A 15,045-nucleotide genomic window follows, 5' to 3' on the forward strand; every position below is an offset into this window, starting at 1 on the left:
CGCGCGTATGTCTGCTCGTGTGTCAGCGGCGGTCGCGGTCTCGGTCGCGACGGGGGCGGAACAGGATGCCGGCGACCCAGTTGATCAGTGCGATCACGATGGCCGCGAGCACCGCGAGCCAGAAGCCGCCGATGCGCAGGCCCCAGTCCCAACCCGAGGTGACCCACCCGGTGAGCCACAGCAGGAAGCCGTTGATGACGAATGAGATCAGGCCGAGGGTCAGGATGTACAGCGGGAACGCGAGCACCTTCAGCACGGTGCCGACGATCGCGTTGACGAGTCCGAAGATGAGGGCGATCAGCAGCAGCGTGAGGACGAGCTGCAGGTCGCCGCCCGGCGGGAACGCCACGACCGACACCTCCAGCGCCGGGATCAGCGTCACGATCCACACCGCGAAGGCGTTGACGATCAGTCGGATGATGAGGCTCATAGTGCCGTCAGTCTCCCACGGGGCCTCCGATCCGTCATCCGGTGGAGGCGGCGGCATCCGTAGACTCGCATCGTGACCGACCTGCCCGTGCGCATCCGACCCGAGATCGCGGCGCTGCCCGCATACCGCCAGGGGCGTCAGGCCTCCGCCGACGCCTTCAAGCTGTCGAGCAACGAGAACCCGTTCGACCCGCTGCCCGGCGTCGTCGAGGCCGTGCGCGCGGCGACGACCTTCAACCGCTACCCCGACGCCTCGGCCGGCCGGTTGCGCGCGCGGCTCGCGGATCGATACGCGGTCGCCCCCGATGGCGTGCACGTCGCGGCGGGTTCGGTGTCGATCCTGTACCAGCTCGCATCGGCGACCAGCGGTCCGGGTGACGAGATCATGTTCGCCTGGCGATCGTTCGAGGCTTATCCCGGGCTCGCGGCTGTCGCGGGCGCGACCGCCGTCGCGGTGCCGCTGACGGCCGACGCCGGCCACGACCTCGACGCGATGGCGGATGCCGTCACCGACCGCACGCGGATGATCATCGTCTGCAGCCCGAACAACCCCACCGGTCCCGTCGTGAGCCAGGCGGCGTTCGACGCGTTCGTGGCGCGGGTCCGCTCCGACGTCCTCATCGTCCTCGACGAGGCCTACGCCGAGTTCGTGACCGACCCGGATGCCGTGACGGGCGCCGCCGTGCTCGCCGCGGGGCACGCCAACGTCGTGATCCTGCGGACGTTCTCGAAGGCCTACGGACTCGCCGGACTGCGCGTCGGGTACGCCATCGGCGACCACCGCATTCTCGATGCGGCCCGCAGCACCGGCATCCCCCTCTCGGTCACAGCCCAGGCGGAGGAAGCCGCGCTTGCGAGCCTCGACGCCGAGGACGAACTGCTCGAGCGAGTGCGTCACATCGCCGTGCGACGTGACGCACTCGCCGACCGGTTGCGCGATGCCGGGTGGGACATCCCGAACGCGCAGGGCAACTTCGTGTGGCTGCCCGCGGGTGAGCGGGCCCTCGAGATCGCCGAGGCCTTCGACGCGGCCGGCCTGATCGTGCGGGCGTTCGCCGGCGACGGTGTGCGCATCTCGGTCGGCGAAGAGGAATCGATCGAGCGGATCGTCGCGGCCGCGGCATCCGTCGTCGGCTGACCGGCGCGCGAGCGGGGTTCTCGGAGCCGACGGTGCGCGTGCCGCGATGCAATGCGTCGGGCTCGACACGCCGGTGAGGATGCCGTCCGCCCGGGGTGTCGGCCACGATCCCTCGCATCGCGGCTCGCGGGTCGTTAGCGCGCGGTGCGGTCTCCGCGCCGAAGAGCACTCAGATAGCGCGTTCGCACGATGACCTGCACGATGCGGACCGCCGGATAAGCGAGCCGCCAGAACCACATGGGCGCCGGCCGCGAGAGCGATCGCAGCGTGAAGAGCACGTCGTCGCCGCGCCGGGTGACGAGGAACGTCTCCTCTCCCTCGAGCGGATGGCCCGGCAGCGCGAGGTAGACGTAGCCCACCCGGTCGGACTCGTCGACGAAAGCGACGACCTCGACCGGCTCGCGCAGCGTCAGGGGGCCGCGGCCGATCTCGAGCCAGTGCCGCCCACCGACGACGGCCGGCACATCGGGGACCACCCGGAATCCGCTGCGTGTCTTCACCCGCCACGCCAAGAGGTCGGTCCGGGCCCGCCGCCACGCGGCATCCCCCGACCCCACGCGCACGGTCCTCTCGAATCGGCGGAAGCCTCGCGGGTCGGCATTCCACTCATCGCGGTGCGGCAGGCTCATGCGACCAGCATCCCACCCGCCCCGCCAGCAGGCGCGTGCGTGGGTGCGTGGATGCAAGGGATCGGCTGCGACACCCCGTGATGGATGCCGCTGTCGCGGGGCGTCGGTCACAACTCCTTGCATCGCGGCACGGCGCTGCGCCGGGGACGGCGTCCGACGGAACCGCCCGCGCTCGCCGCCACGGGTCCTTGACCTGCGGGTTGGCAGTACGCGCCCATATCCCGGGGTTGTGGGGGCGTGAGGTGCCAGGTCAGCGCTGGGCGTGCAGCCCTCGACCGCTGGCCTGGCGAGACACGCCCCCTGGCCGAGGGCCGGAGCGTCCGTCAAGCCGGGGTGAAGCCCAGCTTGTCGGCGCCGCGGGCGATCCAGGGATGCCGAGAGAACGTGTCCCACACGAGGGTCGAGCCGAGGGCTGCGGCACCCAGCAGCGCCGTCGCTCCCTTGTTGAGTCCGTAGCGCGGCTCGGCGTACCAGGGCTCGTCGCCCTCGAGGTTGACCCCGTCGGTCGCGCCCCACTCGTTCCATGCGCCAGGATGCTCATCTCGCAGCACGCGAAGCGCCGGAGCCACCTCCGCGGGAGCGAGCGGCAGCGCCCCGAAGAGAGACACGGGCGGCACGGTGCCGTCGGCATGGGGCTCGCGCAGCGCCGGGCGTGCGCCGTTGACGACGTACCCGCCCGGGCCGAGGCCGGCTGCCGGTCCCCAGAGTCCGCTCGCGAACGTCTTCCACCGTCCGGCCTGGTCGGCGCACCACGCCCGCGAGGCCAGCGACGCCTCGCGCGCGTTCGCCCACCAGTCGCGCCCGTCGAGATCGCGCACCCGCTGGAACGGATAGAACGCGAGCGGGAAGTGGTAGGTGAAAAGGGTTCCCGCCGGCTCATGCACGCACTCGTGCCCGCCGTACGACCCCACCGGCTTGTCGAACCCCCGCCACAGGTCACGCGCGAGCTCGGTCGACACTCGCTCGTGCCCCGCCGCGAGGAGGTACATCGGCAGCTGCTCGGCGGTCATCGACCAGGCGCTCACGAAGCCGGCCTCATCGGCGCCGTCGGCGTAGTCGTCCTCGCGGTCGGCGACCCACGCCATCCGGACGACCGCCCGGTTGCCGGCGTCGTCGATGATCCACGGCCAGTCGATGCGGCGCAGCAGGCGCTCGGTGCGCTCGCCGATCTCCCGTCCGGCGTCGCCGTCGGCCGCGAAGAAGGATGCCGCGACCGCGGCACCGCACAGGGCGAGCGTCGTGTCGATCGTGGAGTACTCCGATCGCCCCTGCCGTTCAGCGGTGGCCGCATCCACGAAGTGCGCGAGGAAGCCACCGCGATGCGGCACCGACTCCTCGAGCGTGCGCAGGGTCGCGGCGACCCGGTCACGCACCTCACCGCGGCCGAGGATGCCCCGCTCGACGCCGACGCACCATGCCGCGAGGGCGAAGCCGGTCGCCGCGACCGTCGCCACGCCCGGCAGGTCGTCGCGGTCGAGCACGAGCCCGCAGCCCGGGCTGTCGAGGTCGCCGGTCGCGTGCGCCCACAGCCACCGGATCGACGCGTCGACCTCCCGCTCGGTCAGCTCCCGGATGTCATCCGGCAGCACGCCATCCGGCAGCATGCCATCCGGCAGCGCACTCTCCGGCAGGTAGGTGTCGGGAAGCTCGGTGTCGGTCACGCGGCGGTCCTTCTCTCGAACGGGTTGGGGATGGCATCGAGCAGTTGTCGGGTGTACTCGGCCTGCGGGTCGTCGATGACGCGATCGGCCGGGCCCGACTCGATGAGCTCGCCGTTCCGCAGCACGAGCGCGTGATTGGCGAGGCTCTTCGCCGACAGCAGGTCGTGTGTGATGTAGAGCATCCCGACGCCGTGATCGGCGACGAGCGACTGCAGCACCTCGAGGATCTCGGCGCGGATCGACACGTCGAGACTCGCGATCGGCTCATCCGCGACGACGAGCCGGGGCTCGGCAGCGAGGGCGCGGGCGATGACGACGCGCTGGCGCTGGCCGCCCGAGAGCTCGTGCGGCAGCCGCCCGAGATACCGGCCCGCCGGAGTCAGCCCGACCTGCTCGAGCAGGCTGGCCGAGCGCTCGACGGCTTCGCGGCGCCCGACGTGCAAGAAGTTCGCGAGGGGCCGCGACAGCGAGTACCCGACGGTCAGCGTGGGGTTGAGGGCGGCATACGGATCCTGAAACACGTACTGCACGTTGCGGCGGTACTCGCGGGCGAGCCGGCCGTGCAAGGCGGTGATGTCGTGCGGCTCGCCGTCGCGCTGGCCGTAGTAGCGCACGGCGCCCGAGGTCGGATCGTCGATGCGGGTCAGGATGCGGGCGATCGTCGACTTGCCCGATCCCGACTGGCCGACGAGCGCCGTCACCTCGCCCTCGCGGAGCGTGAACGAGACGTCTTTCACGGCATCCACGTGCTCGGTTCGCAAGCCCTGCCGCTTCGAGAACCGGCGGTGCAGGTTCTCGACCTCGATGACGGGGGCGTGCTCGACCGGTGCTTCCTGCGACACCTCGACGGGCGCCTCGAGCTCGGCCCCGGTATAGCCGGCGACGTCCTCGCCGAGCAGCTCGGCGTACGACCCGACGAGATGGACGGAGTATGGATGCCGCGGCCCCGTGGTCACGGCATCCTGCGCGCTCATGTCCTCGACGACTTCGCCCTCGTACATGACCGCGACGCGGTCGGCGAAGTCGAGGAGCGTGCCCATGTCGTGGGTGATGAGGATCGCGCCGAATCGCTCGCGCTCCTGCAGCTCGCGGATCTTGTCGAGGATGGACTTCTGCACGACGACGTCGAGCCCCGTGGTGGGCTCGTCGAAGAGCACGAGCTTCGGCTTCAGTGCGAGGGCGAGCGCCAGGTTCACGCGCTGCTTCATGCCGCCCGACAGCTCGTGCGGGTACATGTCGAGGAACCGCACGTCGACGCTCACGAGGTCGAAGAGCTCTTCTGCGCGTTCGCGCGCGGCCGCCGTGCTCGCACCGGTGTGCTCGGCGAGGATGTCCTCGAACATCTTGCGAACGCGGACGACCGGGTTGAGCGAGTTCATACTCGACTGGAACACCGTCGACACGTACGACCAGCGCAGGGGGCGCAGGTCGTCGTCACCGAGTGCCGTGACGTCGCGGTCGCCCCACCGGATCGAGCCGCCGGTGATGTGCCCGGGGCTCCGCAGCAGCCGCAGCACCGCCTGGGCGAACGTCGTCTTGCCCGAGCCCGACTCGCCCGCGAGCCCGACGAACTCTCCGGGTGCGACGCGCAGCGACACGCGCCTGACCGCGTCGAGCGTCGCGCCGAGCTTGGGTCGGTACTGCACAGACAGGTCGGACACCTCGAGCACGGGCGCCGTGCTCGGATCGGATGCCGGGCTCATGACTTCTCCTCTTCGCGAAGGTGGGGGTTGCTGAGCATGTCGACGCCGAAGTTCACGAACGTCAGCGACGTCATGAGCAGCGCCAGCATGATGCCGGGCGCGACCAGCCAGACCCACAGTCCCTGCACGAGCGCGCCGTTCGCGTTGGCCTGGGCGAGCATCTGGCCCCAGCTGACGGTGTTCGGGTCGCCGAAGCCCATGAACGACAAGCCGGCCTCGGCGGCGATCGCAGCGGTCGCGGCGCCGATGAACCCCGAGACGATCAGCGACGACATGTTGGGCATGATCTCCCGGAACACGATGCGCAGCATCCCGTCGCCGCCGAACCGCGCTGCGGTGACGTAGTCGCGGTTGCGCATCGAGATGATCAGCGACCGCATCTCGCGCGATGCGCCGGCCCAGCTGGTGATGGCGATCACGAAGACGAGCAGACCGAGACCGCGCGTCTCGCTGTAGGCGACGATCACCATCATCAGCGGCAGCACCGGAATCACCAGCGCCAGGTTGGTCAGGAACGACAGGATGTCGTCGAGCAGGCCGCCCTCGCGGTATCCGGCGAGAAGCCCCACGACGATCGCGATGACGATCGTGGCGAGTCCGCCGAGCACCCCGATCGCGAACGAGAGGCGGGTGCCGTGCACGAGCTGCGTCCAGATGTCGTAGCCGAGCGTGTTCGTGCCCATCCAGTGGGCCCAGCTCGGGTCCTGCGACGGCGTGAAGGTCGCATCGTTGGGCCGATAGGGCGACAGAAGATCGGCGAACACCGCGACGAGCAGGAACACCGCGAGCATCACGATGCCCACGCGCGCTTTCCGGCTCGACCAGATGACGGCGTACCACCGGGCGGGGCGGACGACCGCCACGACCTCCTTCGTCGACGCGTCCTCGTCGGTCACGCGCCGCCGGAAGGTTCGGACGGGCTCGGTGCGCGTCGGTTCGGTGCGCGCCGGTTGCGGCATCGAGGCCGGCTGGGGGAGGGGGGTCTCATCGGACATCGTCTGTCACCTGCCTTTCACGCTCTGGCCCGGCGGGCCCGCGGATCGATGAGGGGGTAGAGCAGGTCGACGATGAAGTTCGCCGTCAGCACGATGACGATCGTCGCCAGCAGGATCGCCTGCATGAGGGGGAAGTCGCGGTTCGAGGTCGCCTCGCCCATGAGCCGGCCCATGCCGGGGTAGTCGAAGACGGTTTCGATGAGGATCGAGCCGCCCATGAGCACGCCGAGCGACAGGGCGAACCCGGTGATGACGGGGAGCAGCGCGTTTCGTGCGGCGTAGCCGAGGGCGACCGTGCGCTCTCTGAGCCCTGCGGCCGCGGCCAGGCGGATGTAGTCCTCGCCGAGCACCTGCACCATCGTGTTCCGCATCGACAGGATGAAGCCGATCGGCGCCGTCACCATGAGCGTCAGCGCGGGGAGGAACCCGTGCGAGATCACGTCGGCGACATGGATCGGGGTGAGTCCCGGGGTCGTGTATCCGTAGCCGCCGGATGCCGGGAACCAGCCGAGCGTGTAGGCGAAGACGAACAGGATGATGAGGCCGATCCACACCGACTGCAGGTTGCCGACGAACGTCGAGCCGACCGAGATCGTCGCGTCGAAACGGCTGTTGCGTCGCCACGCGGCGATCGCGCCGAACAGCGTGCCGAGGACGAACGAGAGGATCTGGGTGATTCCCACGAGGACGAGCGTCCACGGCAGTGCTTGCCCGATGACGTCGGCGACCGGGTAGGGGAAGTACGTGAACGATGTGCCGAGGTCGAAGGATGCCAGCTGACGCAGGTAGTCGACGTAGGCGACGAACACGTTGTCATTCGAGTACCCGAGCATCGCCTTCACGGCGGCGACCTGGGCCGGATCGATCTCCCCCTGGCCGTTGAGCTGACGGACCATGATCTCGGCCGGGTCGCCGGGCTGCAGGCGCGGGATGATGAAGTTCAGCGTGACCGCCGCCCAGAGGGTCAGAAGGAAGTAGCCGGTCTTGCGGGCGTAGTAGGCCACGGCTCAGCCCTCCCCGCCGGCATCCGACTCGCCGGCATCCGCCTCGCCCGGCGGGCGCAGGTTCGGCAGGACGCGGATGAGCTGGTCGACCGGATAGGGGTTGTCGTCGCTCGGCCACCCGACGGCGTTGTTCGTGCGGTAGATCAGCCGGTTCGGGGCGTACTGCAGCGCGATGTAGGGGAACTCGGTCATGAAGATGTCGATGATCCGACCCTCGATCTCGGCGGTGCGGCTCTCGTCGGTGGTGGTGGTCCATTCGGCGATGAGGGCGTCGATCTCGGGATTGACGTAGCGTGCCCGGTTGAGGAGCAGCTCCTGCTCGGTCGAGATCTGCGAGGCCTGCAGCTTCGCCCCGAGATCGCGCGCCCGCTGGCATCCGCCGCTGATGAAGTCGATCGTCATGTCGAAGTCACCGGCCTTCTGCATCCCCTCGATCGCGTTGGGATCAGTCGTGACCATGCGCACGGAGACGCCGACCTCGGCGGCGTTGCGGGCGACGACGTCCGCCATGGCGATGACGTCCATCCAGCCGGCCTGCACGCTGAAGACGAACGACAGCGGCTCGCCGTTCTGGTCGACGCGGCGCCCGTCGGGACCGCGTTCGTAGCCGGCGGCATCCAGCATCTCGTTCGCGCGCTCGGGGTCGTAGGGGATGAACTCCTTGCCGCGCCACTGCTCGGGAACGGCCTGCTCCTGGAAGGGCAGCAGCAGCATCGTCTGGCTCGCCGGCTCCATGATCCCGAAGCTCGCGCGCTGGCTCAGCGCCTCGCGGTCGAGGGCATAGGCGAAGGCCTCGCGGAACCTCGGGTCGTTCAGCACCGGGCGCTCGTTGTTCAGCACGAGGGCCGTGATGGCGTCGGGCGGATAGAAGAAGTGGGCGTTGTCGGGGTCGGGGGCGACGACCGAGCGGTTGGGGTTCGGGATATCGCCGCGGTAGAGGTCGAGCGCGCCGCTGCGCAGCTTCAGTGCGCCGGAGTTCGCGTCGTACTGGCCCTCGAGCGACAGGCGCTGGACGCGCACCTGGTCGGCGTTCCAGTAGTTCTCGTTGCGCTCGAGAACGAGGCGGCGCCCGTTGTAGGACTCGGGGGTGAAGGGCCCGGTGCCCACCCCCTGCTCGTCGACGAAGAGCGTCGGGTCGCCGTGCTCGGCGTAGATGTGCTGCGGGAGGATCTTGGTGTTCTGCAGGATCGCGTCGGTCTTCGGCACCGCGGGGCCGGCGAACTCGAACACGACGGTGTGGTCGTCGGTCGCCGTGACCCTCTCGGCGGGCGCACCGAAGAAGTCGCCCCACAAGCCCGACTTGTCGGCGGCGGGGAACTCCTTGCCGGCCATGAAGGTGTACACGACGTCGGCGGCGGTGAAGGGCTCGCCGTCGCTCCACTGCACGTTCTCGCGCAGGGTGAGCACGAGGCGGTCCGGTCGTTCCCATTCGTAGTCGGTGGCGAGCCACGGCACGGCCTCGCACGTGAACCGGTCGCGGATCATGAGCGGTTCGAACAGCCACGTCTGAACGGTCGCGTTGGGCGAGAGCCAGTTGTAGTTGAGCAGCCCCTGGACCGAGCCGCCGGCCTCCGACGGCATCCGCAGTTCGTCGATGAACCCGGGCGGCGCCTCGGGAGCGGGCTCGAGGCCCACGTTCGCGCACGCGGACGTCGTGAGCAGAGCGGTCAGGGCGAGCGCTCCCGCCGCCAGTGTTCTGCGTCTTCTCATCGGAACCTCCTCGTTCCTCTGCGAGACCGGTCGCTCGTCGACCGGTCGTGTTCTCAGTCCGGCGTCCCCTCCGGCGAGCAGCCGCACGACTCCCGGATGACCAGGCGGGTCTCCAGGACGGTGTGCGAGCGGATGTCGTCGCCGAGGGCTCCCGCGGCGGCGCGAGCGCCGAGCTCGGCGATCGGCTGATGCACCGTCGTCAGGCGCGGGGAGGCGATGCCGGCGAGGGCCTGGTCATCGAAGCCCGTGACCGCGACATCCGCGGGGATGCGGTGCCCGAGCCCCGGCAGCGTCGCGAGCATGCCGATCGCGAGCTCGTCGTTCGCGCAGACGAGCGCGTCGGGCAGGTCAGATGCGTCGTGCAGCATCCGAGCGGCGACGGCGCCGCTGCGCACGTCGAGGCCGAGGCGCACGGGCTCGCCCGCTTCGGCGAGTCCGCGCTGATCGAGGGCGTCGCGGAAGCCCTGGTAGCGCCACGCGGTGTCGGGCGACCCCGAGGGCTCGCCGACGAAGCGCATGCGGCGGTAGCCGTGCACGTCGGCGAGATGACCGGTGAGCTCGGCGGCGGCGGCGCGCCCGTCAGTCACGACCGTCGCGGCCTCATCAGCCTCTCCGGCGACGACGATCACGCGGCCGGAGCGTGCGAGCGCGGCGACCTCGTCGGACGGCAGGGTGCCGCCGGCGATGATGAGGCCGTCGGTACGCTCGGCGAGCTGGCGGACGGCGCCCACCGCATCGGGCCGCAGGTGGGTTCCGACGACGTTGATGACGACGCCGCGCTCGACCGCCACCGACTCCGCGCCCTCGATGAGCTGGGCGAAGTACGGCCCGCCGAGTCCGGGCAGCACGATGCCGAGGGTGTTCGTGCGCTGATACGACAGGGCGCGGCCGAGGGCCGAGGGTCGATAGCCCAGCCTGTCGATCGCATCCTGGACGCGTCGCTTGGTGTCGGCCACGACACGCGGGTCGTCGTGCGTGACACGGGAGACGGTCGCGACCGAGACCCCGGCCTCACGAGCGATGTCGCGGATGGTCGGGCGGGTGGCGGGGGAGTCGGATGCCACGGGGCCACCTCACTTCGTCGTGTCGGGCGTCGGGCGCGGGTTCGCGCTGTGATCCGGCGATGTAACCGGATACATTGGGACTCTAGCCCGGTGTAACCGGTTACATCAAGCCTGACGTCGAGGACGTCGTCAGGGACGCCGCGAAGGAGCTGCACCATGACCCTCGTCTCCCTGGCAGACCGCCTCGACCGCATCGTGCTGTATCAGGCCTATCCGCAGAGCTTCGCCGACGCCGACGGCGACGGCATGGGCGACCTCGACGGCGTCACGGCCCGACTGGACTACCTCGCCTGGCTCGGCGTCGACGCGGTGTGGCTCAACCCCGTGTTCGTCTCGCCGTTCCGCGACGCGGGATACGACGTCGCCGACTTCGACCGCGTGGCCGACCGTTACGGCGGTGACGCGGCGATGGACCGGCTGCTCGCGGAAGCGGAGCGGCGCGGCATCGGCATCGTGCTCGACCTCGTGGCCGGCCACACCTCGGACGAGCATGCCTGGTTCGACGAGGCCCTGTCGGCGGGCGCCGCGGGCGACCCGGCCGGCGACCGGTACGTCTTCAGCCCCGTCTCCGCCGACGGGTTCGTTCCGGTGCCGTGGGGTGGCCGCGGGTTCTACAAGCCGAACTTCTTCGACTTCCAGCCCGCGCTGAACTTCGGTTACGCGCGGCCCCACCCGGACGAGCCGTGGCGTCAGGCCGTCGACGCGCCCGGGCCGTTGCGCAACCGGGACGCCCTCGTCGACATCATCCGCCGATGGTACGACCGCGGGGTGGCGGGCTTCCGGGTCGACATGGCTGCCTCGCTCGTGAAGGACGACCCCGGACACGTCGAGACCGCGAACCTGTGGCGCGACGTGCACCGGCGCCTCGACCGGACGCACCCCGGCCGCATCCTGATCTCGGAGTGGGGCGACCCGGCGCGAGCGGTGCCCGCCGGATTCGACGTCGACTTCTTTCTGCAGTTCGGCGGCGAGTTCGACGGGATGCCGTTGAAGTCGCTGTTCGAGAACGGCTCGGGCACCGTGCACGAGGCGTGGCCCGCGCGCGACGCGTGGGCCGATGCCGCCGGCCGGGGCGACGCCGCAGACTTCGTCGACGCCTGGTCCGAGGCACGTGACGCCATCGAGGCCGCCGGCAGCCGCGGGATCGTCGGGCTGCCGACGGCGAACCACGACTTCACACGTCTGGTCAGTGGTGGTCGCGACGCCGTGCAGGCCCGCGCTGCGCTCCTCCTGGTGCTGACCTGGCCGGCGATGCCCTCGATCTACTACGGCGACGAGATCGGCATGCGCTACCTGCCGGGCGTCGGCCCCCTCGAGGGATCATCGCTCGGCCCGACCTACGAGCGGGCGGGATCGCGTACCCCGATGGCCTGGGGAGCCGACGAGGTCCTCGGTCAGCGGGCGCACGAGTCGCGATACCTGCCGGTGGACGCCGCCCCGGACGCTCCGACGGTCGCGCAGCAGCTGGAAGACCCGGCATCCCTCCTGCATTTCGTGCGCGAGGCCATCGCGCTGCGCCGGAGAGACCCGCGGCTCTCGGCGCGGTCGGACACGGCGGTGGAGGTTACGGGCTACCCATTCGTCTATCGGCGGGGCGGCTCGCTTCTCGTCGCGCTCAACCCCTCGGGGCGGCCGTGCGAGGTGGCGGTCGGCTGTCGCGGCATCCTTCTCCTGTCGTTCGGAGCGCGCCTCGACGGCGAAACCCTGCGGCTCGACGCCTTCGGTGCCGCCGTGGTCGACCTCGCCCGCTGAGCGGTGCAGGGCGGATCTGCCGCGTGCGTGGATGCAAGGGATCGGCGCCGACATCCCGTGATGGATGCCGTCGCGGCGGGGTGTCGGCCAGAAACCCTTGCAACGGGGCCCGCTCGACGACGCGGCGATCGCGGCGAAACGAGCCGGATCAGCGGGAGACGGAGGCCACCAGGCGCGCGGCCCGGCGGATGAGGAGACGGCGCAGATAGGGCACGAGCACGAGGCGTTCGGCGACCCGGCCGAAGACGGGCGAGGCGAGGGTCACCCGGTCCGTCATGATCGTCGTCCCGTCGCGTTCGACGTAGAGGTGCTCGTGCCGGAAGAGGCGGAACGGCCCGGTCATCTGCTCGTCGACGAAGCGGTGGGGGCGTTCGAGCGCGGTGATCCGCGATGTCATCCGGAGCGGGATGCCGAAGTGCCACGCGCGCCACGTCACCGTCTCGTCCAATCCGATCAGGCCGCTCGTCACACCACCGATCGCGCGCTCGCCGGTGCCGCGCATCGAAGCGACGTGCGCCCCGATGTCACGCGAGGCGTCGAACAGCGCGTCGGCCGGCACCGCAGCGCGGGTCACGATCTCGAACGACGACGTCATCCGCCGATCCTCCCATCCCGCGATCGTCCCGGTCGCAGCGCAGCATCCCGGATGCAAGACATCTGTCATGACACCCCGGTGCGGATGCCGCCCGGCCGGGGTGTCGGCCACGATCCCTTGCATCCGGGCCCCGCACGCACCAACACGCCCACGGCCACCCCGCCCGGCTTGTGCCGCACCCACCGCGAATCGCGGCATCCGTTGTCGATCGCATGCAGATGGGGCCATACCGGGGGCGTTAGCGTGGGAGGGTGACCGACGCAGAACTCGATCCCGCTCTCGTCCGCGTCCTCGCGGCCGACGGCTCACTCGACCCGTCGCCCGAAGCCGAACGCTATCTTCCGGTGATCGAGGCGCTCGGCGACGCCGAGCTCGAGACGTTCTACCGCGACATGGTGACGGTGCGGGCCTTCGACCGCCAGGCGACGAACCTGCAGCGTCAGGGGCAGCTCGCGCTGTGGCCGCCGTCCTTCGGGCAGGAGGCCGCGCAGGTCGGATCCGCGCGGGCGGCCCGGCCCCAGGACCACCTCTTCCCGTCATACCGCGAGCACGTCGTGTGCACGATCCGCGGCGTCGACCCGATCGACATCATCCGACTCATGCGCGGTCTCACGCACGGCGGGTGGGACCCGACCGACCCGCGCAACGGCAACACCCACATCTACACGCTCGTGCTCGGCTCGCAGACGCTGCACGCCTCGGGCTACGGCATGGGCATGGTCTTCGACGGCCGCACCGGCACCGGCGACCCCGAGCGCGACGAAGCGGTCATCGTCTACTACGGCGACGGCGCGTCGAGCCAGGGCGACGTGCACGAGGCGATGGTCTTCGCCACGAGCTACAACACCCCGCAGGTCTTCTTCCTGCAGAACAACCACTGGGCGATCTCGGTGCCCGTCTCGACGCAGTCCAAGGTCCCGCTCGTGCGCCGCGGCGCCGGCTACGGGATGCCGTCGGTCCGCGTCGACGGCAACGACGTGCTCGCCAGCTATGCCGTCACCAAGCTCGCGCTCGACGAGGCGCGCTCCGGCGCTGGGCCCCGTGCCATCGAGGCGCTGACGTACCGCATGGGCGCGCACACGACGAGCGACGACCCCACGAAGTACCGCACGAGCGACGAAGAGGCCTTCTGGGCGCAGCGCGACCCGATCGCACGGATGCGCGCCTATCTCGAAGGCCGCGGTGCGTCGGCATCCTTCTTCGACGACGTGGATGCCGCGGCCGCGGCCTACGCCGACGACGTCCGGGTCCGCACGAACCAGCTCACCGCCCCCGAGGCCGACAGCATGTTCGCGCACGTCTACAGCGAGCAGCATCCGCTCGTCGACCGGCAGCGGAAGTGGCTCGCCGACTACGAGGCATCCTTCGAGGAGGGACGCGCATGAGCATCGAGACGCTGCCGTTCAGCAAGGCTCTCAACGCGGGCATGCGCGCGGCGATGCAGCAGGACGACCATGTCCTCATGATGGGTGAGGACATCGGCCGTCTCGGCGGCGTGTTCCGCGTCACCGAGGGGCTGCAGGCCGAGTTCGGCGACCGGCGCGTGCTCGACACGCCCCTCGCCGAGTCGGGCATCGTCGGCACCGCGATCGGACTCGCGATGGCCGGCTTCCGCCCGGTGTGCGAGATCCAGTTCGACGGATTCGTCTTCCCCGCCTTCGATCAGATCACCACGCAGCTCGCGAAGCTGACGAACCGGCACGAGGGACGGATGTCGTTCCCCGTCGTCATCCGGATCCCTTACGGCGGGCACATCGGCGCGGTCGAGCACCACCAGGAGAGCCCCGAGGCGTACTTCACGCACACCGCCGGCCTGCGGGTCGTCTCGCCGTCGACGCCGAACGACGCCTACTGGATGATCCAGGACGCGATCGCCTCGAACGACCCCATCGTGTTCCTCGAGCCGAAGTCGCGCTATTGGACCAAGGGCGAGGTCGACCTCGCCGCACGTGCCCTGCCGCTTCACGCCTCGCGTATCGTCCGCCGCGGCACCGACGTCACGCTCGTCGGACACGGCGCGATGGTGACGGTGCTGCTGCAGGCCGCCGCGCTCGCCGAGAGCGAGGGCGTCTCGTGCGAGGTCGTCGACCTGCGGTCGCTGTCGCCGGTCGACTACGGCCCGATCGTCGAGTCGGTGCGCCGCACCGGGCGCATGGTCTACGGCCAGGAGGCCCCCGGCTTCACGTCGCTGGGCTCCGAGATCGCGGCGACGGTGACAGAGCAGGCGTTCTTCTCGCTCGAGGCTCCCGTGCTGCGGGTGTCGGGCTTCGACGTCCCGTTCCCCGCGGCGAAGCTCGAGGGCGCGTACCTGCCCGACGCCGACCGCATCCTCGAGGCCGTCGATCGCGCCCTCGCCTACTGACCA

At 70.3% G+C, this 15,045-nt stretch carries 13 protein-coding genes; 4 read left to right on the forward strand and 9 right to left on the reverse strand.

Going from position 1 to position 15,045, the window contains the following annotated elements; all coding sequences use genetic code 11:
• Window positions 1-22: 22 nt before the first annotated feature.
• Window positions 23-430 carry a phage holin family protein gene (locus C3481_RS12445; RefSeq protein ID WP_023953629.1) on the reverse strand — a complete coding sequence of 136 codons (408 nt, stop codon included), beginning with the start codon at window positions 428-430 and terminating at the stop codon, window positions 23-25.
• Window positions 431-502: 72 nt separating this feature from the next.
• On the opposite strand from C3481_RS12445, the gene C3481_RS12450 reads away from it, so the two are divergent.
• Window positions 503-1,567 carry a histidinol-phosphate transaminase gene (locus tag C3481_RS12450; protein ID WP_071918918.1) on the forward strand — a complete coding sequence of 355 codons (1,065 nt, stop codon included), beginning with the start codon at window positions 503-505 and terminating at the stop codon, window positions 1,565-1,567.
• Window positions 1,568-1,701: 134 nt separating this feature from the next.
• Here the strand turns inward: C3481_RS12450 and C3481_RS12455 are convergent, their stop codons facing one another.
• From C3481_RS12455 to C3481_RS12485, 7 genes are all read right to left on the reverse strand, one after another.
• Window positions 1,702-2,196: a DUF1990 family protein gene (locus C3481_RS12455; protein WP_084670380.1), complete on the reverse strand. Its 495-nt coding sequence runs from the start codon at window positions 2,194-2,196 to the stop codon at window positions 1,702-1,704.
• Between the two features lie 323 nt (window positions 2,197-2,519).
• The gene (locus C3481_RS12460; protein WP_103842600.1) at window positions 2,520-3,857 is read right to left on the reverse strand and encodes a glucoamylase family protein; all 1,338 of its coding nucleotides are present in this window, start codon (window positions 3,855-3,857) and stop codon (window positions 2,520-2,522) included.
• Window positions 3,854-5,560, reverse strand: coding sequence for an ABC transporter ATP-binding protein (locus C3481_RS12465; RefSeq protein ID WP_103842602.1), 1,707 nt, complete (start codon window positions 5,558-5,560; stop codon window positions 3,854-3,856). Before C3481_RS12465 ends, C3481_RS12460 begins: the two co-directional genes overlap by 4 nt.
• On the reverse strand, window positions 5,557-6,555 hold the full coding sequence (locus C3481_RS12470; RefSeq protein WP_237049138.1) for an ABC transporter permease: 999 nt from the start codon (window positions 6,553-6,555) through the stop codon (window positions 5,557-5,559). Before C3481_RS12470 ends, C3481_RS12465 begins: the two co-directional genes overlap by 4 nt.
• A 17-nt stretch (window positions 6,556-6,572) precedes the next feature.
• Window positions 6,573-7,559: an ABC transporter permease gene (locus tag C3481_RS12475; RefSeq protein ID WP_023953635.1), complete on the reverse strand. Its 987-nt coding sequence runs from the start codon at window positions 7,557-7,559 to the stop codon at window positions 6,573-6,575.
• A gap of 3 nt (window positions 7,560-7,562) precedes the next feature.
• Window positions 7,563-9,269: an ABC transporter substrate-binding protein gene (locus C3481_RS12480; RefSeq protein ID WP_146053650.1), complete on the reverse strand. Its 1,707-nt coding sequence runs from the start codon at window positions 9,267-9,269 to the stop codon at window positions 7,563-7,565.
• 53 nt (window positions 9,270-9,322) lie between these two features.
• On the reverse strand, window positions 9,323-10,333 hold the full coding sequence (locus C3481_RS12485) for a LacI family DNA-binding transcriptional regulator (protein ID WP_103842606.1): 1,011 nt from the start codon (window positions 10,331-10,333) through the stop codon (window positions 9,323-9,325).
• A 156-nt stretch (window positions 10,334-10,489) separates the two neighbouring features.
• Between C3481_RS12485 and C3481_RS12490 the strand changes: the two genes are divergently transcribed.
• Window positions 10,490-12,085: an alpha-amylase family glycosyl hydrolase gene (locus tag C3481_RS12490; RefSeq protein ID WP_103842608.1), complete on the forward strand. Its 1,596-nt coding sequence runs from the start codon at window positions 10,490-10,492 to the stop codon at window positions 12,083-12,085.
• A gap of 148 nt (window positions 12,086-12,233) precedes the next feature.
• Here C3481_RS12490 and C3481_RS12495 read toward each other — a convergent pair whose 3' ends face one another.
• On the reverse strand, window positions 12,234-12,680 hold the full coding sequence (locus C3481_RS12495; RefSeq protein WP_103842610.1) for an SRPBCC family protein: 447 nt from the start codon (window positions 12,678-12,680) through the stop codon (window positions 12,234-12,236).
• A 251-nt stretch (window positions 12,681-12,931) separates the two neighbouring features.
• On the opposite strand from C3481_RS12495, the gene C3481_RS12500 reads away from it, so the two are divergent.
• Both C3481_RS12500 and C3481_RS12505 read left to right on the forward strand, forming a co-directional pair.
• Entirely contained in the window at window positions 12,932-14,065 is a 1,134-nt protein-coding gene (locus C3481_RS12500; RefSeq protein WP_071918925.1) for a thiamine pyrophosphate-dependent dehydrogenase E1 component subunit alpha, read from the forward strand.
• Window positions 14,062-15,042 carry an alpha-ketoacid dehydrogenase subunit beta gene (locus tag C3481_RS12505; protein WP_064955857.1) on the forward strand — a complete coding sequence of 327 codons (981 nt, stop codon included), beginning with the start codon at window positions 14,062-14,064 and terminating at the stop codon, window positions 15,040-15,042. The genes C3481_RS12500 and C3481_RS12505 overlap by 4 nt, the downstream gene beginning before the upstream one ends.
• Window positions 15,043-15,045: the final 3 nt, after the last annotated feature.

Origin of the sequence: Microbacterium sp. Ru50 (genome assembly GCF_002920555.1) — a bacterium.
GTDB lineage: Bacteria > Actinomycetota > Actinomycetes > Actinomycetales > Microbacteriaceae > Microbacterium > Microbacterium arborescens.